Source organism: Micromonospora sp. CPCC 205558, assembly GCF_036902955.1.
In the GTDB taxonomy this organism is placed as follows: Bacteria; Actinomycetota; Actinomycetes; order Mycobacteriales; family Micromonosporaceae; genus Micromonospora.
In genome coordinates, this window is the sequence record NZ_JBAKHR010000017.1 from 58,294 (window position 1) to 76,739 (window position 18,446).

The following is an 18,446-nucleotide window of genomic DNA, read 5'->3' on the forward strand; positions in this document are numbered from 1 at the left end:
GCTACCGACGGTACGCCCCCTCCAGATTTGGAAAGTTATGCGGCAAAACGGCATTGGCGATGCTGTTGAGAAACTGGTCGATCTGAATGCGGCTAACTCCTGGCATACAGATCACGTGGCTCCAACTACCGCTGGTCGGTAGTGGCCACCGCTTCAGGACCGCCGGCGGCGGGGTACGCAGGACGACCGTCATGGCCTCGGGGTTGCGCCAGCTCGGCCAGCCGATCTCTTCCAGGCGGCGGCAGGTATAAGCGGCCAAGTCGCGGCCCTCATACGTTCGTGCTCTCAGGCCCTCGCGGCCGTAGCGGCGTATGGCGCTCCACATCATCACGGCGGCATGACCATTGCGGGAGCCGGTGATAGTGCCGTCGGCGCAGCCGGTGTAGGCGACGAGTTGGTCCAGGTGGGCGGTGTGGCGTCGCGGGGCTATGACCGCGCTGCAGGGCAGCGGTGTTCCGAGGAATTTGTGGCCGCTGACGCAGATGCTGTCGGCGCCGTCGGCGAAGTCGAATCCGGGTGGGTCGTCTGCGAGTGCGAGTGGGATCCCTGCCAGCGCGGCATCGCTGTGGATGTAACGCCGGGTAATGCCGATGCGGTCGAGTGCGGCGCGGATCTGTCCTACGTCGTCGATCGCTTCGGTCATGGTAGTGCCGATGTTGGCGACGACGATGGCGGGCCGGTCGCGGTGCCATCGCACGAGGCGTGCGAGCTGGTCATAGTCAATCTCGCCGTTCGGCTGTGTGTCGACGAGGACCGTGGTCATGCCCAGCAGATGGGCGGCCTTGGGGACGCTGTAGTGGGATGCGGTCGAGTGGTAGATGACGCCATCGGGGTAACGGCTGCGGGCCAGGTACAAGGCGTAGAGGTTGCTTTCGCTGCCGCCGCTGGTGATGTAACCCCACCAGCGCTCGGGTGCGCGGAACAGGCCGGCGAGGAAGGCGAGCACTTCGCGTTCGAGGTCTTTGCTGTGGTTGGGGTGGGTTGGGTCGGCGTCCGGGTCGCCGACGTTATTGAGCAGGTGCGCGAGCAGCGGCGCCATGTTGCGGTAGTCGATGTCGACGGCGGCGGGGAAGCCGATGTTCCTGGCTTGCGCGGCGTTGAGCTGGCGCAGGAGGGCGTCGAGCCGAGGATCTTGGGCAGGTCCGTTGAGAGGGTTTGCCGTCATTGTTCGCTCCTGTCGAGGCCAAGGATGGAAGGTGCGGGTTGTCGCGTAGGGGTGCTGGGTGATGTCGTGGGGCGTCTGTCAGAGGCGGCATCTCCACGCGACTGCAGTGGCTATTGCCGGCAGCGCTGCCGTGGCGGCGAGCGCGGTGGGTAGCCCGAGCGGGTGCCACAGGGCCGCGCAGCCTGCTGACCCGAGCGCTCCTCCGATGAAGAAGATGAGGTTGAGCAGGCCTACAGCGCCGGCTCGTGCCGGAGGGGCTGTGTGCGCTGAGATGGCCGCGGTCAGGGTCATCTGAGCGATGGCGAAGGCTGCGAAGCCGGCTGTGGCCGCGCAGGTCAACACCGCCGGCCGCTGGTTGACGGCGGCGAGCAGCACGGTGGCGCTGAACAGTGCGGCTGCGCCGGCCAGCACGCGCTGCGGCGGTAGTGTGCGTATGGCGGCGGCGGCGAGGCGGGCCATCAGCGCCGCTGCGACTGCGCCGGGTAGGAGCAGCAGGCCGACGCCCTGGGCGCTGTAGCCGAGGCGGGTCAGCATCTGCGGTACGGCGTAGACGCAGGCGAACAGCCCGCCGTACACACCGGCTCCGACGAGCCCAGCGAGGCAAAACCGTCGACTCCCTATGACGGCTGCCGGTAGGAACCCCGCGTGGTGACGCCTGGTGTGGACGATCAGCAGGATTCCGAGCGCGCAGGTGCCGGCCAGCAGGGCGATGACGGCGGGTTGTGGGATGTGCAGGGTGGCGGATTGGATCGTCAGCAGCAGCCCGGCTGCGACGAGCACCAGCAGGCCGGCACCCGCCCCGTCGACCTGCCCTGGGATGCGTCGACGGTGGGTCCGCGGCCAGCACAAGGGCAGCGCCACCAGCGACAGCGCGGGCAGCACCAGTGTTGCTCGCCACGACGCGGCGGTGACGAGCGCACCCGCCAACGGCGCGGTGGCCGAGAACAGGGCCATCATCGCGCCGAGTCGCGCCAACGCCACCGGCCGCTGCGGCTCAGGTTGGCCGGCAGCAAGCGTGAGCGCGGTCGCGGTCATCGTCCCGGACCCAGCGGCGATCATTGCGCGACCGGCGACGGCGACGATGAGGGTAGGCGCGCTCGCGCAGACGATCGTGCCGACGGCGAGGAAAGCAGCCCCGAGGGTGAGTACACGGCGGGGGCCCCAGATGTCGGTGGCTCGTCCGGCCACGGCTGCGCCGATGCCGAGTCCGAGAGCGTGGATGGTCAGGATCCACACCGCCGCCGATGGAGTGGCGTGCAATCCGGCGGCGGCAGCCGGGAGCGCTACGGCAGCGGCGCTGACTCCGTAGATGGCTGGCCCGTACAGGGCGCCGAGGCGCCAGCCCAGTCCTGCTAGAGCGGGCGTGGTTGGCGCAGCGGTCACAGTCATGAGGCGGCTCCTTTGCCGGTCGTTCGGGCAGTAGAAGGGCGGCGGTCGCCGGCCAGGGAAGTGCCGGCGACCGCCGCCGGTCATGACCGCCGGACGCGCGGGCGGCTTCGGATGGGCGCAGCGTTGCGTGCGCCTGAGGCGAGGCGGTCGTGTAGTTGCCGGGAGTTCCCGGCTAGCACCTGGATCCGCTCGGACGTCGCCTGGACGGCGGGCTTCGCCCGTGTTGCAGGGACCGGCGGCGCGGGTGGCCGGGGGTGGCGGTGGTGCCAGGCCCATGCCGCAGCTGCCACGACCACCGGGAGGATCACCAGACGCCCACCGAACGCTGCGACCGCGCCGACGACGACTGCCGCTGCGGCTGCGCCCGTGCGAATCACCGCAGACGAGAGCAGCTTTACGGCGGCGGCGAGTCCCAGCAGGGTGACCGATGCCATGACCACGGAGAACGCGCGCATCAGCAGGTCGACGTCAACCATCGCTGGCGCCCACAGCGCTGCGGCCCCGACCGCCGCCGCGGCGCTCGCTTGAACGGCGAGGCTGCGCCTCGGCACCCCGGCGACCCCGTTGGCGGCGAGCCATTTGGGTAGTGCGCCGTCGCGGCCCAGCGCCGCACCGGCGCGCGCTGCGGCAGCGATGAAGGTGAAAAGCGCGCCGAAGGTCAACAGCAGCGCGCACAGCGCGGTGACCGCCATCGCGGCCGGCCCGGCTGCGGGATCGAGCAACAGGATCAGGGGCACCTCGGTATCGCCACCGGCAGCGCCGAGGACGCCGACGGTGCAGATCGCCAGACCGGCGTAGAGCAGGGCGATGATGCTCAGGCTCGCGGCGGCGACGACTGGCAACTGCTGGCGGGGGCGCGTGAACTCTCCCGCCAGGTTGGCGGCGGCTTCCCAGCCGCACACGGCGACGAACAGCACCGCGGCGGCGCTGCCGACGCCCGCGAGGCCCTGCGGGGCGAATGGTTCGAAGCGGCTGGCGGAGACATGTGGCAGCGCCACGGCGACGACCGTCGCGAGGAGCGCGAAGAGCCCGCCGGTGAGGGCAAGGTGCACGCGGCCGGACACGTGTAACCCGAAAAGGTTCATCACGTATGCCAACCCCAGGACACCAGCGGCGATCCACCCGGCCGCAGCAGGTCCCCAGCCCAGGGCGGTGGCGGCGTACCGGCCGCCGGCGAGAGCCCCGGCGACCATGCCGAGCGGCACTGCCGCGTAGAACCACCACCCGACGACGGTTCCCGCTGCCGGTCCGAACGCCCTCCGGGTGAACGTCGCCACCCCACCCGTGTCGGGGTATCGCATGCCGAGGGCGGCGAACGCTGCCGCGATCGGCACCGACATGGCCAGCATGGCAGTCCAGGCCAGCAGAGACGCCGGTCCGGCGGCGTGGATGGCCAGCGCTGGGAGGATCAGGACGCCGGGCCCGAGCACCGCCCCGACGTACAGGGCGGTGCCGCGCGCTACACCGATGCGCCCGGTCACCGGGATGCGCCCGGGTCGTCGGTGGCATCGAGTTGCCGACCGCGGGTCGCGAGGACCCGAAGCGCCCGTGCCAGGTTGTCCCCAGTCGGTAGGCCTGGCCCGTGGAACAGGCGAGCCTGTTCGGCTTCCACGAGTCGTTGTACTCGGCGCGCGAGATCCAGGCCGTTCTGGGTCGGGCGCAGGACCACCCGCCGCCGGTCGTCTTCCATGAGGTCCCGCCGGACGAGTCCTCGGTCGACGAGCGAGACGAGAGTGTTCGTCAGGGTGGCTTTGGCGATGCCGATCTCGGCGGCGGCGGTGCGGGTTTCCACCGCCCGCCGGGCGCAGACCAGCACGAGCACGTCGTAGGTGGTCCAGGTCATGCCCTCGTCCCGCAGGACGGCCCGCTCCAGGTGAGCCCGCAGGACGTTGGCGGTGCGGAACAACTGCGCCAGTGGCCCTGGTCGCGGCGGCGGCATGCGTGGCGTGTTGACTGCCGGCCGGTAGATGCCGGCGACGCGGCGCGGTCGCCGGTCCGTGGCGGCGCTCACTCGAACCACCTGCGCCGCGCGGGACGCCGGTTGGGTTTGCGGTTGCGGCGCTGGCCGACCTGTCCGCCGCAGTCGTGCGGCGGTGGCGGCTCTGGGGCCCGTCGGCGCGGACGCTGTTCTTCTTCGTGCTCCTCGTGCATGTCTTCCCCCCGTGCTCTTGCTGGTGCGTTACCTGCCGTCTGCTGCCTGCGCCTCACCTCCTTCGCCGAGCGCGGCGCCGCGTTGGCGCATGAACGAGACCGGGTCGGTGGAGTTGGAGTTGTCCAGGTCGCACCGCGAGCCCGCGCACACGCCCTGGTGGGTTTGGAAGTGCAGGTGCGGGCCGGACGAGTGGCCGCTGGTGCCGACCAGGCCCAGTTGCTGGCCGGCCTGCACCGTGTCGCCTTCGGCCACGTCGGGCCTGCGAACCATGTGGCAGTAGCGAGTGCCGTACCCGTCGGCGTGCACCAGATCGACGTACCAACCGCAGCCTTTGGTGCTGGGGCTGCCATCGACGTCGCAGTTGCCCGTGCTCGGGTCGCAGCCCGCCCACAGCACCCTTCCGGCGCTCGCGGCGCGGATGACCGTGTTGCGGTCGACGCTCAGGTCGACTCCGGCATGCAATCGGCCGGAGCGTGGCCCGTAGCCGCTGCCGACAGCGGCGCGCAGCGGCGCCGTCCACCCGGACGCCGCCACGCTCGCCGGGCCGTCCGGGCAGACGGCGAGGCTCGCTCCCGGCAGGTCGGTGATCGTGGCGACGCCGGCTACCGCGGCGACGACCTGCTCTGCGTCGTGCTCGTACTGGCCGTACTTGTCGGGGAACGCCGAGACCTGCACGCGTTGCGCGGCGACGGTCAGCGGCATGGCCTCCCACCCGTCAAGGCGCCGCAGCTTGTCGTAGAACTTCGTCGAGGCGTAGACAGGGTCGAGGATCTGCGCCGGGGTGCCCCATCCCTGACTCGGGCGCTGTTGGAACAGGCCGAGCGAGTCGCGGTCCCCGCCGCGCAGGTTGCGTAGGCTCGACTCGACCATCGCCGTGGCCACCGCGATGACCCATCCCCGGGCGGGCACACCGAGATCCCGACCCACGGCGACGATCTGCGCGCCATTACTGACCTGCTCGGCGTTCCACCGCCCGACCGCCGACACCGCCGCGTCTCCCGTGACCGCTGGAGCGGACGACCGGTCGGCCGCTGTGCAGGCCGCGGCTGGCGCGTCGTCGGTGAGCACCACCGCCACCGGCAGCCCACACAGCAGCAGGACGGCGACGAGCACAGCCGCGACCCCGATCCGCCAGCGGTTCACCGGGCCGCAGCCTCCACCCGCAGGCCAAGCGTGGCGACCAGCCACCGCCCGCTGCTGCGCACGCAGACCACCCGCAGCACTCCGGCGTCGGTGGTGACGTCGACGTCGACCCGATCCGCCGTGGCCGCCACGGCACGACCCGGACCGGTAACCCGGGTGGCGGGAACGTTGGCCGGCTGCACCGTGGCGAGCAGCTCCGCGTACGCCGGGATCGCGTAGGGACGCACACCGGCCAGCCAGCGGTCAGCAGGAAGGTCCGGGCGCGCCCAGGCCCGTGTGAACTCGACGACGGCGCTGACCGCTGCGGGATCCGCCGTCGCTGCCGTGGTCGGGAGGACCCCGTCAGGATCCGCAGCGAGGGAAGTGGCCGGCACCGGAGGTGCCGGGACCGTGTGGGTGCCGGCGGCCGACCCGCCGCCCGAGGGCGCGGATTGCGGACCGCCGCACGTGGCGAGCAGCACGATGCTCACCCCTGCGGTGGCCGTCCTGAGGGCGCGGTGCCGCGTCACGGCTGCTCCTGAGGTGGGGCTGGGGCCATGTCGGCGCCGAGGGCGGTGTTGAGCCGCTGCCCCAGCAGTCGCACCTGGTGGTGGACGTCCACGAGCTGCGCCCGCACGCTCGGGCGGCGGCCGGCGCCGTCGACGACCATGTCGATGTCGTGGCGTAGTTGCTCCAAGCCGGCATCGATGCGGGCGAGCGGGGCGGCGACGGTGGCCCGGGCGGTGGTGCTCAGTCGTCGACGTCGCGGTGGTAGTCGCCGTCGAGGCGCCCGTCGCTGGCCCAGTCCAGCTCCGTGTTCCGGCGCGTCATCTCGTCGAGTTCCGTCCATTGCTGCCTGTCCTCCTGGTGGTTGTCGCGCCAGCTGTGACGCTCGTCGTGTATTTCGGCGATGTAGTTGCGCAGTTGGTCGATGCCGGTGCGGAGTCCGGTGAGCGCGGCTTCGAAGCGCTGCCAGTCCCAGACGCTGGTGACCTCGGCGGGGTGCGTCATGTCGTCATTCCTGTCTGTACCGGCGCCGCACGTTGCCGGGCGTTGACGTCGTCGGTGACGGCCCGCTCGGCGTCTGGCGACCACGGCGGCGACCAGACGGTGTCGGCACTGCGGGAGGTGTGCTGGCCGTGGCGGCAGCGGGTGGTGTCCCAGCCCTGCCAGCGGTGCCGCGCCCGGTGCAACGCTTCGTGCCAGCGCACCGGGGCGTCCGGGTCGGCCTTGCGGGAGTAGGCGTGGTGCCACGACACGGCCAGCGCCGTCAGCTCCTCCACCAGGGCGGGGTGCGCTGGCCAGCACGAACCGAGGTCTTGGGCGAGGCCGTAGCGGCCGACGAGCCACTGCGTCCAGGAGATCAGCCACGCCCACAGCTCCCGGGCCGCGTCGCGGTCCAGGTCACGCCAGCAGTGACGCGCCGGTGCCCACCGCGCGTCGTCGTCGATCGCGTCGACGCGCTCGCCGAGTGCCACGTGCGCCTCGGCGAGGCGTTCCACGCTGACCCGCAGCGCGTCGACAAGCCCAGCGATTTCGGCTATCGCCCGCTGCTCTCCCGACGCCTGCTCCGGGATTTCGAACAGGAACCCTCGGTCGGTCATCAGCTGCGCCGCCCTTCAAGTCGGGCGGTGAACGCGGCTTGGCCGGCCTTGAAGCGACCGGCGTCGGGGCGCTCCCACCAGGCCGGTTGTACGACCTCGACCGGGGGCATGTTGCCGAGCAGCACCAGGGCGTGCCCGGTGGGCAGGGTCCGCAGCTCGGCGAGGTCGAGCAGGTTCTCTCGTCGGTTGGACTCCTGCACGCTGGCGCGCCCGCCGCCCCAGGACGCGGACGACGACAGCTCCTGCACCTGACCGAGCAGCGACTGCGCGTCCTTGAGCGCCGACACGTCCTGGGTGCCGCCCATCACGAAGCGGGCGTTCGCGCCGTCGCGTAGGGCCTGCCCACCGTCGCGGCCCCACCGCTCCTCCAGTTGGTGGGTGTTCTGGCAGGAGATCGACAGGGCAATGCCGGCGCCGCCGCCCTCCGAGGCCAGCGCGGGCAGCGACGGCAGCGGCGCGATGTTCGTGATCTCGTCGCCGATCAGGTACAGGCACGGCTCCACCCGACCGCCCGGTGCGACGAAGGAGCGTTGCAGGGTGCGGTAGATGATGTCCTCAGCGATGGCCGCGAACAGCGGGGCGACCAGGGCCTGCCCGCTGCGGGTGCCGACCAGGTAGAGGGTGCCGGATTCATTCAGCCACTGCTCGGGCTGGAATTGCTCGCCGCGCGGCGGGGAGCAGGCGCGCAGGATGCGCGGGTTGCTGAACGCGTCCAGGGCGCCGAAGACGACCGACTGGATGGCGTCGCGGCTGCGGCCGGTGGATTCGCGGTGGAAGGCCAACCTGTCCGCCCACACCGTCTGCTGGTGGTGGCGCAGGATCCGCTCGGCGCGGGGTTCGGCGGGGTTGGCCGCCCAGCTCGCCACGTCGGTCATCGTGGTCGTTTCCTCAAGAGCGGCGGCGTGCAAGAAACCGCGGATGATTGACGCGGCCTGGTCCTGGAAATATTGGCCGTTCTCGACGTCGCCCTTGAGGCCGGCGCCGGCCGCGAAGCCCTTCGCGCGCAGCGCCGCGATGTCCGGGTCGTGCGCGCCCTCGATCGGCGACCACCGCAGCCGCGGCAGTCCGGGGACCTGGCCCTGCGGTTCGAAGATCCACGTCGGGCCGAGCTCGGCGCGTAGGTCGTAGGTGACGGCGGCGACGTCGAGCCGGGTGGAGGTGGAGATGACCGCGCCGCGGGCGTCCGCGACCCGGGGCACGATGTACCGCGACGTCTTGTTGGCGAACCGCGCAGCGCCGGCCAAGAGCTCGGTGTACTCGTTGGCCAGGTACAGCGGCTCGCCGGTCAGCGCGTGATGCCCGAGGAACCGCGCCACCTCCAAGGGGTCCTGACGGCGTCGGGTTTTCGCCTGCACGGTCTCGGGGCGGTCGGTCGCCCGAATGGTCAGGCCGGGCCGCAGGACATCTACGCGGCGCATCACCGCCGACGCGGTCACCACCCGGTCGAGGTCCTTGCGGTGGGCGAACCCGCGCCGCTGCACCCGCCGCTGCGCGAAGCGGACCGCCGGCATGCCGAGCCCAACGAAGGCACCGATGAACAGGCCGCACCACAGCACGTACAGCAGTGCGGTGGGGGGCAGGTCGGCGCGGGCCGTGGTCGGCCACGCCGCGGCGGGGTCACCGCCGTTGACGATCATCCGTACGGCGATGCCGGGCGCGTCGGCTGGTGAGGTGTCCGGCCAGGTCGCGCGGGTGAGCACTCCGCCGACCTGCCCGGCCAGCCACAGCGTGAAGGTGCCCAGGAGCACGCCGAACACGGCGATGCCGAGCAGCGTCAGCCGGGCGAGGATGTCGGCGCGGGCCACGCCGCGCTTGGGCAGGCGGTGTCCGGGGGACATGAGCGAGCCGGCCATCACCGCACCTGCCCGATCGCGGCGGATTCCCGCGTCTCGTACTCCGCGTCGGTCAACGGCCGCTGGCCCTGATCCGGGGTGTGCCGCATACGGCTGTCTGTATCCACCATGGCCTGCTCGGTGGTGGAGAGCTGGTGCTTGACGACGTAGGAGCGCAGCCCGATCTTCCACAGCCCGACACCACGGCGCAGATGCAGCAACAGGTCGGTCTCCACGTCGGTAGTCCCCAAAAACTCGCGGGCAGCGTCTAGGGAGCCGGGAGCTTGGCGGTAGGACACGCGCACGCCGGTGTCCTCGATCAACCCTCGGGCGATGCGGACCTGCTCGGAGTCGGCGCTGCCGCTGGCCGCCAGGTCGGAGAAGCGGTGAAACGCCAGAATGTTCGCCGTTCCCAGCGCACGGGCCAGCTTCAGTTGCTCCCGCATCCGCCGCACCAGCCCGAGGTGGCGGGTGATCAACGCGAACTCGTCGTACAGGCACACCCGCGGTGGGGCGTCGGGACGGGTTAGCTCGGCCTCCAGCCACGACTGGGCGCAGGTCATCGCCATCGCCGTCATCTGGTCGGATGCCCGCACCGCCCGCAGGTCGAGGATCGCCCCCGGCGCGGCGAAGTCCACCGTCAACGCCGACGCGTCAGGCGCGTCGAAGATCCCGCCGAGCGCACCGCTGACCATTCGCTCTAACGCCAGGCGGACCCGCCGGCTGTCGGCAGAGAACTGGTCGACGTCGTAGTGCACCCCGGCGAGGCGGTGCGCCCACATCTGCGGTTGACCCATCGCCGCCAGCACCAACGACAGCGTCGGCGTGCCCAGCCGATCGGTGCTGGTGCCGTCATCGCTGCGGGTCACCGCGTCGAGGGCGTATTCGATCAGCGAGCGCTCCGCCTCACTCAACGCGCCGCCGAGTTGGATCTCCAACAGCCCTTCCAGCAGCAGGAGCCGCCGGGCCCGCTGGATCTGCAACCACTCCGGCTCCCCCTGCCCCGACTGTCGGGCGATGCCGGCCAGCGGGTTCATGACCACGCCGAGGCCGGGGCCGATGCGCACCGGCCGGATCCCGGCGGCGTCCGCCAGCCCGTCGTACTCGCCCTTGACGTCGACGATGTAGTGCCGCACCCCGAACGGGATGCCCCGGAACGCGATCGTTTTGAGCAGCGACGATTTCGCCGATCCGATTTCCCCGGTGACGACCATGTTCGGTGCGCTGATCACCCCGGCCCGGTACAGCTCATGCATCGAGAACACGAACCCGGAGCGGGAGTACACCTCCTGCCCGATCAGCGGCCCATCCACCCCCAGGCCGGGGTCGGCGACGAACGGGTAAACGCTGCACAGCTGCGCGCTGGTGGTGACCAGCGGCGGCAGCCGCATCTGCCAGTACGCCCGCCCGGCCGCCGGGCCGAACTCGCCCCGCCGGTCGACCGACGGCGGGCCGAGCAGCCGGTCGGTCATCCGCCGCAGCGTCCGCTTCTCCCGCGCCACATTCGCTTCCGCGTCCGCCAAATCCCTCCGGGCGGCCGAACGGGCGATCCGCTGGCTGAGGGATCCTTCGCGCTGGACTCGTCGGCTGGTCATGCGGCCCACCCCCGGATCGGCTTGAGACCGCGGGCCAGGGGCAGCGCCCCGGCCACGAAGCCTTGGTCCTGCTCGCCGTAGAGCACGACCGCCTGGCAGCCGGCGCGGCCCAGGACACGCTTGATCGCGCGCACGTCGTGGCGCAGCTGCTCCTCGCTGTCGGCGGTGACGGTGACGAGGACGGAGTAGCGGTAGCGCACGTGCCCCGCTGCCTGCTCCCGGTCGATCTGCTCCACCGAGCGGGCCTCTTCGTCCTCTCGCGCGGTGCGCACCAGCCGCATCTTGCGTTTGGTGACCTCGTCGCCCGCGCGGGCGACCTTGTCGCGACGGGTCGCCAACTGGGCGAGCTGCGCGGGCACCGGCTCGGCGACGACCGTGACCGCCCGCCGCCCAACGGTGCGCGTGTATAAGGCGGTGATCCAGGTCATGGCCACCGGCTGGCGCGGCATCTCGTACACCCACAGGGTTTGAGAGACGCCCGAGTCGTGCCGGTAGGACGACCAGCCGATGTTCTCGGCGGCGACAGGTCCGCCCATATGCGGCGCCACCCCGGCCTGCGTGCCGGCACGCATGTCGACGTGCGGTTGGTCCTGCGGGTCGAACTGCGTGCGCAGCACCGCCGCGTACGCCCGAGGGGTCAACCAGCCGCCGGTTTCGACACCGGACTCCCTAACGGACGTGTCGATGCCGGCGAGTTTGTCCAGGATCACCGTGGCGATGGCCGCGTCGGTGCCGCCCGCGTCGGCGATCTCGGCCGACAGCCGTTTGAGGTCGAACACGACCGCCAGGTACACCTCGTGGCGCTGGGTGGACGGGGCGGCAGCCGCCGTCAGCTCCGCCAGCGACTCATACGCCGGGCTGCTGGTGTCAACCGCCCGCTGTACCAGGTAACGCTGGGCCCGGTTGCCGGTGTCTGGGACCGCGCGGGCGGTCAGCGACCAGCGCACCAGGCCGCTGTCGGCGTACTCGGTTCCCAACAGGTTCAGCACGTCCGCCCACGAGGCCAGCCGCTGCTGCTGCACGGACGTGTCGGCGAGGACGAGGTTGCTGCCGGCGCAGATCAGCGCCGCGGTGACGGTGCCCTCGCGGCGGTGGTGCAGCAGCCCCACCTCGGTCAGCCCATCCGCGGCGAGAGCCGGCACCCACCGGTAGCCGGCGGCCGGGCCGGGTAGGTGCAGGTGTTCAGCACCTGGGGATGCGGCGAACGCGCCGCCACGGTAGCGGTCCTGTCGGGCCGCACGCTGCACCAGCGCCCCCACAACGATCGGCGTCCACTCGGTGACGCGCCGGCCGCGCAGCCGCAGCAGACCCACCGTGATCAGCAGCAGCGACAGCAGCACCATGCCGCCGGCTGCGCCCTGCCGGCCGACCGTGAGCAGGTTCGCGGCGATGACCAGGCAAATCACCCCGGCCACCGCCGTGCCGATCTGGCCCCAGCTGAAGCCCAGGACCGATCCGCGCGTGGACCGTGGCGGGAACTGAAAGTGCGTCACCGTGGCTCCTTCTCGCTAGACCGGGATGATGGGGACCTCGGCGGCGCCCCCCGCTGCCGCGCCCCCGGCGCGGCTCCCACCGGCGGCTTCCCCGCCGGCCGCGCCGCTGCTGTTCGACTGACCACCGCCGCCGGGTGCGTCGGCTTGCGGTGCGGCACCCGGCCCGACCCCACCGGGACCGCCAGGACCGGCACCACCACCAGCCGCGTCTCCGCCGCCCCCGGGAGAGGGCAGGTTCTTCTGCGCCGCGCCGGGGGTTATCGGGAGGGATCCCTGTTCCCCCGTCGCGTCCCCGGGCGTGGTGAGCTGTCCCTGGGCCACGTCGCCCTGCGCCGTGCGGGAGTCCTGCTCGACACCGTCGGCTTCTTGCCGGTTCTCGTCGCCGCCCTGGCCTTGGCCCTGTCCGGAATCGCCGCTCGGTTCACCGACCTTGCCGCTGTCCCCGCGGCCTTCGAGAGCACCCACGGCATCCGGGATCGCCCCGGAGCGGACCCCGGGCATACCCGGCCCGGACGCGGGACTCGTGGGGATCGCGTCGGAGTTGCCCTGCATCAGCGACGTCGCATCACCCCCGCCACCGCCGCCGTTCAACGGGTCGGTGAGCCGGCGGGCGGCGGCGTCCATCCCGACCGCACCCGCCGCCGACGTCAGGAAGCCCCGGGCGTCGACGTCGGCGAGGTAGCCGTCCCACATGCTCGTCAGCCGCAGCAGAATCCACGGCGCGAGGACCATCAGAATGATCACGAACATGCCCCGCAGCACGTTCACAACGTTGTCGCTCTCGTACGTGGTGCGGGTTCCGTAGATCCACAACGCGGCGATGAAGAACTTGCTGGCCGCAAGCGCGTTGCAGGTCCAGAACCACTTACGGCCCCACGAGCGGGTCTCGGCCATCACCTGCCCGGTCATGGCCATCGCCCCGAACAGCGCCGCGCCAGCGGCTAGCAGCGAGCGGAAGAGCAGCATCAGGAACACCAGCACCAGGCCGACGAAGCTGATCACCGCGACCACGAAGGCCAGCAACACGGTGCCGGTGTCCGCCGTCAGGGTGTTCAAGGCGTCAACCCACATGGATGGCTGCCAGTCGCGCTGCTGGTTGCGCTGAATCAGCGCGATGGTCGCCTCGTCCCACGCGGCCATCAGGGTGAACGCGATGCCACCGGCGAACGCGATACCGAACATCGCCCTGACCAGCCCGCCGAGGCTCGACATCGGCCCGGGACCGCTCGTCCGCATGCCGTTGATCGCGGTGGACAGGATGAAGACGAGCAGCACCATGATGATCAGGACGCCGCTGATGTCGTTGTAGACGCCGTAGAACGGTTCATCCGGCACCGCGGAGCTTTGTTCGAACACGACTTCGGCCAGCTTGCTGAGCGCCCAGGCGAACCCCGCGACCGCGATGTCCGCCAGGCCCTCGAAACCCGACCGGGCGGCGTCCTTGACCTGCGTGCCGACGCGGCACGCCACGTCCAACGTCGGGCAGTCCTCCGACGGGCGCAGCGACGAGTTCAGCAGCAGCGACGCGCGCAGCGCCTCACACCGCTTTTCCTTGGCTGTCCACCGCGCGGCGTTGTTCGGCTCCTCGCTCCCCCGTTCGGCGAACCGTTCACACCGCACCGGGTGACGGCCGCCGGTCGGTAGGCGGTCGTCGAGAACGGAGTGCGTCCTGTCCGGTGGTGGTGTCTCGAGAGTCACCGACACCGCGTCGCACTGTTCCTGGTCGACCGCGCTGGTCGCCTTGCTGCATGACGTCACCCAGCCCGTGCCGGACTGCCACTGCGCCCACGGCAGACACCAGGCCACCTGCGGAACCGGCTCGTCCAGGCCCCCGGGACGTGGCAGCTGCCCATTCGACGCAGGGGCGGGACATGCAGCGCTCGACGCCGACGGCTCTGGCGTCGGCGCCGCCGCTGCGGACCCCGGCATGACCAACCCACCCACAACGGCGGTTACCACGGCCACGGCACCGACACGGCGCAGCCAGCTCAGCAGTCGGCTCATGTCGGTCACACCGTTCCCGGCACCCATGACTGGGCGCTGAGGACCTCAAGCATCGGCTGGGTGTCGCGCGGTCCGCCATCACGTCGGGCTCCGCGCATGTCCGGCGGCGGCACCGGCGTCGACCGCTGCGCGGCGCTCACCCTCCAGCGTCCCTGCTCCCAGCGGACGGTGATGCTCTGGACGTACCAGCCGCCGGCAAGTCCCGCCTGCGGCCCCGCGACGATCCCGTCGGTCACCGCGCCGCTGAGGACGCTCAGCAGCACCCGCACCGACACCTGACCGCCGTCCGGCACCACCGCGCCCAGGTCGTCGTTCGGTACCCACACCCGAGCGACGACGACCTGCGAGATCACCGCCCCGGTGCCCTGCTCCGAGCCGATACCGACGATGTCAGCCACCGCTGGCGCGGACCCCGGGCTCGCGATTAGCTCGACGACCGCCTGCCGCTCCGCAGCCGGGCGGGCAGCGGCGGCGGACAACGATGTCAGGTACGCCGCCGCCGCGTCACCCGCCCCGCGCGGGGTGGCCGGGAAACCGACCGGGATCCCTTGGCGTAGCCGGCCGGCGTACTCCTCTGTCTTCACCTGCTGCGGGGCACTCACGCGACCGGATGCGAAGGCACCCGCCAACGTGACCAAAGCAACCGTGACGACGGCCGCGATCGACCCGAATCCGCGCCGCCCGGTGGCCGGCTTGAACGCTGACATCGACATCCGAGATCGCCTCAAATCTCGGTCAGCAGGAACGAGATGATCGTCGTGGTGGAACCGATGACGATCGCTACCAAACCCGCCTTCCACATCATGCTTTTGCCGCGGTCGGAGATGATGTGCGCGCCGAAGATCGGACCGACCCCAAACGCGATGGCTCCGGCCGCGAGGCCAGCGACTGCCGACACGACACCGAGGAACAGCGCGGCGTTCGCCAACGTATAGAACAGATCCGATCGAGGGACCGCCGCCGGGTCCGGATTGATCCGATCGAAGTCGAAGCCGCTGCCTGACGGCGTCGGCGTCGGCTCCGGCGCCGCCAGCAACGCCGCCACGTCGGACGCTCGTACCGTCAACGCCGCTGCCATCCAATGCAGAATCATCACCGCGTTCCCCCCGTTCGGTGCCGTCAGCTAGACGGCGGACTACCTGCTGACTGGCCGAGGTCAACCGGGCACCGGTCGATCACGGCTGCGGCGATGTCGGTCAACGCCGAGCGCGTCAGCTTGCTCAGCGACCGCGGATCCACCGGATCCGGTCGGGCAAGCACTGGGTCGTAGGGCACCCGCACCAGATGGCCAGCTGCCTGCCGCGCCAGCTGCTCGATCGCCCGTACCTCGCGTGCAGTGGTGTGCGAGGTCGCCATCACGACCACCACCGCCCCGTCCGCCACCTCGGTCAGGCCCACGCCCCGCAGGTGCGCCAGCAGACGCATGGTGTGCTGTAACGAATCGACCGACGCCCGCGCGACGAGCACCGGCACTGTCGCCCAGCCCAGGGCTCGCCACGTCGGCGTGTTGTCCGCTGCCGGCAGATCCAGCAGCGCGAGGGCGTAGACCTCCCGCAGATGACCCACCACGCCGAACATCTCCGACCACGTCGGAGGGCGCCGCTGCGCGGTCATCTTGCTTTCACCGACCAGAGCACGAAGCCCAGTTGCGCCCACCTGCATCAGCGGCTCGGCCACCGCCGGTTCCGCAAGCCTCTCGGCAGCGAGCGTCGCGTCCCACACCGTCGCTGAACTGCCGCGAGGCGCACGATGCCCCAGCCCACCCCACGCTCGGCCGGTGGCGTCCACTGCCACGATCGGGGCTGGGCTGGCAAGTGCCAGGATTCCACCGAGAGCCGCCGTGAGCGTCGAACGGCCGGTACCGCCGTCTGCGGAGGAAACGCAGACCAGCGGGCAGCCGGCACGTAATGCCGCCGCGCGCAGCCACAGCGTCTCCACTCGGCTGCCCGCGCCAAACTCCCGGGGAATTTCCCGCAGTCCGGTCGTCGGGCTTTGTTCCCACCAGGGCCCAGCGGCCTCTCGGGCTGGCGCGGACTCTTCTTCGGTCGAGGGCCGTGCTGGCGGGACGGGTGCAGCCCGTCCCGCCAGCTCCCCCCGCCCGCTGGCACCGGGAACCTCGGCAGAAGTTTCGGTGCCAGCGGGCCGGCCGGCCCGCCCATTTGATGCGTCCACGTCCGCCTCCCCCAAGGCTTGTCGAACAGCACAGGCCGACGCCGGCTTGACCCGACGCGGGCCAGTCCCCCGTTACTGTCACGACCTGAACGTTGACCACACGAGCAGGCCAGCAGAGACCGCGTTGCCGCGCGGCTTCGCGACCCCCTGCAGAACGAATCGGGGCCTCAGACCCCCTCCAACGAGGCCAACCGATGCGCTACCGTCTACCTACATAGATTTGGCTTGCGGCCAAATCTATGTGGCTCCGGCACAGAGAGCTAACCACACATCACACGGAAGTTCCACATATAGTTGGGATCCGACCACTTATAGTTGGAGTCTGGTGCCATGGGGGGACCAAGCGAGCAGCCACAACGTGGCACGAGCTCGGCGCTAGTCAGAGACAGGCTTCAAGAGTTGTACGCGCGCAAGCGCCCAGCGGGCAGGGGGCCCTACACCGACGCCGAAGTAGCTCGGGCCCTCGCCGCGAAGGGTCACCGCATCTCCGAAGAGACCCTGCGGAGACTAAGAACCGCCGAGCACTCCAACCCGACAGCCTCCACGTTGACAGCGCTGGCCGAATTCTTCGACGTCAAACCAGGCCACTTCCTCGACCCCGAGCAGGACGACGCGGAGGTCCACGACCCGGGGGTACAGGTGATGATGCGCTCCGTCAGAAAGCTGTCGCCCGTAGGACGCGAGGGGATCGCCGCGATCATCCAGAACGTCCTGAGGATGGAGCAGGCCGCGCAAGCCCCCTCCGAGACGAAAGCCGACGAAGCCTGATTCCAAAGACCGAGTGCCCCGCCCAAACCTTGAAGGACTTCTACCCATGGCGGACGAACGTCACGGCGACGAAGGCTGGCCGCACCACAGGCCGGCGGCGACAGCAAGGCCGCCGGCTCTCATCACTGTGGAGGCGGAATGGTCGGCGGTGTGCACCCTCCGCCTGCCAACTCGGGCACTGACTCGGCATCGGCTCACCGCCGACCGGTACCGGGCTCTGCGCGCCCAGCATCACGGCGTCTGCGCGCTCTGCAGTCGCGGGAACTTCTACGCCAACCAGCCTGCGCCGCTGTTCATCGACCACGACCATCTGTGCTGCCCCGACCACCACAACACCTGCGGCGCATGCGTGCGCGGCTTACTTTGTTCCGGTTGTAACGGCTGGCTGGGCGCGTTGGAGCTGTGGGGCAAGGTTCCCGGACTCAACGACGACGGCAACTGGTTGCAGGCTGCTGTTGCCTACCTCGACCGGGCCGGCTGCGCGCTCACCGCCGACCGGAAGAGGGCAACAGTGGCATTGCATCACCGCAAGGTGGCGTTGTGGGATCCACCGTGCGCGTGCCGGGTGTGTGATCCGGGTTGGGAGCAGCGCCGCGCCGACGGCCGTGCGCGCGGGCTCAGCCGCATCGCCGAAGCGCGTTCACGCTGAGCCATCCCCGGCCGCAGGCCGCGCACCCCCACGCTGGTCTGCGTTCGCCGGATGGTCTGCCCAGACCCGCCGGGGCGGCCAGTTGACACGTGGCGCTGGCGATGGGCGCGGCCTCTCGCACTCGCAGTGAGCCACCTGCGCAACGCCGAACCTCAGCCTGGCTGACACCCGGCCTCCCGAGTGCAAGCCCACCGCCGGCCACCATCAGAATCGCGACCACGTTCACCTCGGCATCACGGGCGAACCTATTGCGGCGAACCTTCGGACCCCAACCTGCGGGACGTGGCAGCCCGGGTGGTCGGGCCGGCACACCGACCACCCTCTGCCGCCGCTACCCCATCAAGTACCGGATGGCGATATCCACAACCCGGACGACGATCCCGGTCAGCGTCAACGTCTGATCCCCAGTCAGACGCTGACGCTTCCCTGGTCGAGCCGCGTCCCGCTTCACTCTTCTAGCCCTGCCCATGCCGAACTCCTTCGCTCGTGGACGCCCCTCGG

At 70.7% G+C, this 18,446-nt stretch carries 18 protein-coding genes; 2 read left to right on the forward strand and 16 right to left on the reverse strand.

Annotation, left to right across the window (positions count from 1 at the left end; all coding sequences use genetic code 11):
• Position 1 precedes the first annotated feature (1 nt).
• The 16 genes from V6U86_RS20015 to V6U86_RS20090 all read right to left on the reverse strand — a co-directional run bounded on the left by V6U86_RS20015 (position 2) and on the right by V6U86_RS20090 (position 16,033).
• Complete coding sequence (locus V6U86_RS20015; protein WP_334505376.1) at positions 2-1,165, reverse strand: histidine decarboxylase; 1,164 nt, start codon at positions 1,163-1,165, stop codon at positions 2-4.
• A gap of 78 nt (positions 1,166-1,243) precedes the next feature.
• Entirely contained in the window at positions 1,244-2,554 is a 1,311-nt protein-coding gene (locus V6U86_RS20020; RefSeq protein WP_334505377.1) for an MFS transporter, read from the reverse strand.
• 80 nt (positions 2,555-2,634) lie between these two features.
• On the reverse strand, positions 2,635-4,035 hold the full coding sequence (locus V6U86_RS20025) for an APC family permease (RefSeq protein WP_334505378.1): 1,401 nt from the start codon (positions 4,033-4,035) through the stop codon (positions 2,635-2,637).
• Positions 4,032-4,565, reverse strand: a complete 534-nt coding sequence (locus V6U86_RS20030) for a MarR family winged helix-turn-helix transcriptional regulator (protein WP_334505379.1) — start codon at positions 4,563-4,565, stop codon at positions 4,032-4,034. The genes V6U86_RS20025 and V6U86_RS20030 overlap by 4 nt, the downstream gene beginning before the upstream one ends.
• 168 nt (positions 4,566-4,733) lie before the next feature.
• On the reverse strand, positions 4,734-5,849 hold the full coding sequence (locus V6U86_RS20035; protein WP_334505380.1) for a M23 family metallopeptidase: 1,116 nt from the start codon (positions 5,847-5,849) through the stop codon (positions 4,734-4,736).
• Positions 5,846-6,358, reverse strand: a complete 513-nt coding sequence (locus V6U86_RS20040; RefSeq protein ID WP_334505381.1) for a hypothetical protein — start codon at positions 6,356-6,358, stop codon at positions 5,846-5,848. The genes V6U86_RS20035 and V6U86_RS20040 overlap by 4 nt, the downstream gene beginning before the upstream one ends.
• On the reverse strand, positions 6,355-6,525 hold the full coding sequence (locus tag V6U86_RS20045) for a hypothetical protein (protein ID WP_334505382.1): 171 nt from the start codon (positions 6,523-6,525) through the stop codon (positions 6,355-6,357). Before V6U86_RS20045 ends, V6U86_RS20040 begins: the two co-directional genes overlap by 4 nt.
• A 53-nt stretch (positions 6,526-6,578) precedes the next feature.
• Positions 6,579-6,839 (reverse strand): hypothetical protein, encoded by a 261-nt coding sequence (locus V6U86_RS20050; RefSeq protein WP_334505383.1) that lies wholly within the window; start codon positions 6,837-6,839, stop codon positions 6,579-6,581.
• Positions 6,836-7,432: a hypothetical protein gene (locus V6U86_RS20055; protein WP_334505384.1), complete on the reverse strand. Its 597-nt coding sequence runs from the start codon at positions 7,430-7,432 to the stop codon at positions 6,836-6,838. The genes V6U86_RS20050 and V6U86_RS20055 overlap by 4 nt, the downstream gene beginning before the upstream one ends.
• Positions 7,432-9,285, reverse strand: coding sequence for a type IV secretory system conjugative DNA transfer family protein (locus tag V6U86_RS20060; RefSeq protein ID WP_334505385.1), 1,854 nt, complete (start codon positions 9,283-9,285; stop codon positions 7,432-7,434). The genes V6U86_RS20055 and V6U86_RS20060 overlap by 1 nt, the downstream gene beginning before the upstream one ends.
• Positions 9,285-10,859, reverse strand: coding sequence for a hypothetical protein (locus V6U86_RS20065; protein WP_334505386.1), 1,575 nt, complete (start codon positions 10,857-10,859; stop codon positions 9,285-9,287). Before V6U86_RS20065 ends, V6U86_RS20060 begins: the two co-directional genes overlap by 1 nt.
• A complete protein-coding gene (locus tag V6U86_RS20070; RefSeq protein WP_334505387.1) occupies positions 10,856-12,352 on the reverse strand; it encodes an SCO6880 family protein in 1,497 nt (498 codons plus the stop codon). The genes V6U86_RS20065 and V6U86_RS20070 overlap by 4 nt, the downstream gene beginning before the upstream one ends.
• 15 nt (positions 12,353-12,367) lie before the next feature.
• On the reverse strand, positions 12,368-14,356 hold the full coding sequence (locus V6U86_RS20075) for a hypothetical protein (protein ID WP_334505388.1): 1,989 nt from the start codon (positions 14,354-14,356) through the stop codon (positions 12,368-12,370).
• Between the two features lie 5 nt (positions 14,357-14,361).
• A complete protein-coding gene (locus tag V6U86_RS20080; protein ID WP_334505389.1) occupies positions 14,362-14,958 on the reverse strand; it encodes a hypothetical protein in 597 nt (198 codons plus the stop codon).
• Between the two features lie 122 nt (positions 14,959-15,080).
• Positions 15,081-15,449 (reverse strand): hypothetical protein, encoded by a 369-nt coding sequence (locus V6U86_RS20085; RefSeq protein WP_334505459.1) that lies wholly within the window; start codon positions 15,447-15,449, stop codon positions 15,081-15,083.
• 26 nt (positions 15,450-15,475) lie between these two features.
• Complete coding sequence (locus tag V6U86_RS20090; RefSeq protein WP_334505390.1) at positions 15,476-16,033, reverse strand: MinD/ParA family ATP-binding protein; 558 nt, start codon at positions 16,031-16,033, stop codon at positions 15,476-15,478.
• 894 nt (positions 16,034-16,927) lie between these two features.
• Here V6U86_RS20090 and V6U86_RS20095 point away from each other — a divergent pair.
• Together V6U86_RS20095 and V6U86_RS20100 are read left to right on the forward strand one after the other, a co-directional pair.
• Positions 16,928-17,296, forward strand: a complete 369-nt coding sequence (locus V6U86_RS20095; RefSeq protein ID WP_334505391.1) for a helix-turn-helix domain-containing protein — start codon at positions 16,928-16,930, stop codon at positions 17,294-17,296.
• 46 nt (positions 17,297-17,342) lie between these two features.
• Positions 17,343-17,945 (forward strand): endonuclease domain-containing protein, encoded by a 603-nt coding sequence (locus V6U86_RS20100; RefSeq protein ID WP_334505392.1) that lies wholly within the window; start codon positions 17,343-17,345, stop codon positions 17,943-17,945.
• Positions 17,946-18,446: the final 501 nt, after the last annotated feature.

Coding starts and splice junctions, on each gene's coding strand:
- V6U86_RS20015 (WP_334505376.1), bottom strand. CDS start 1,165: ATGACGGCAAACCCTCTCAACGGACCTGCCCAAGATCCTCGGCTCGAC.
- V6U86_RS20020 (WP_334505377.1), bottom strand. CDS start 2,554: ATGACTGTGACCGCTGCGCCAACCACGCCCGCTCTAGCAGGACTGGGC.
- V6U86_RS20050 (WP_334505383.1), bottom strand. CDS start 6,839: ATGACGCACCCCGCCGAGGTCACCAGCGTCTGGGACTGGCAGCGCTTC.
- V6U86_RS20055 (WP_334505384.1), bottom strand. CDS start 7,432: ATGACCGACCGAGGGTTCCTGTTCGAAATCCCGGAGCAGGCGTCGGGA.
- V6U86_RS20060 (WP_334505385.1), bottom strand. CDS start 9,285: ATGGCCGGCTCGCTCATGTCCCCCGGACACCGCCTGCCCAAGCGCGGC.
- V6U86_RS20065 (WP_334505386.1), bottom strand. CDS start 10,859: ATGACCAGCCGACGAGTCCAGCGCGAAGGATCCCTCAGCCAGCGGATC.
- V6U86_RS20075 (WP_334505388.1), bottom strand. CDS start 14,356: ATGAGCCGACTGCTGAGCTGGCTGCGCCGTGTCGGTGCCGTGGCCGTG.
- V6U86_RS20085 (WP_334505459.1), bottom strand. CDS start 15,449: ATGATTCTGCATTGGATGGCAGCGGCGTTGACGGTACGAGCGTCCGAC.
- V6U86_RS20100 (WP_334505392.1), top strand. CDS start 17,343: ATGGCGGACGAACGTCACGGCGACGAAGGCTGGCCGCACCACAGGCCG.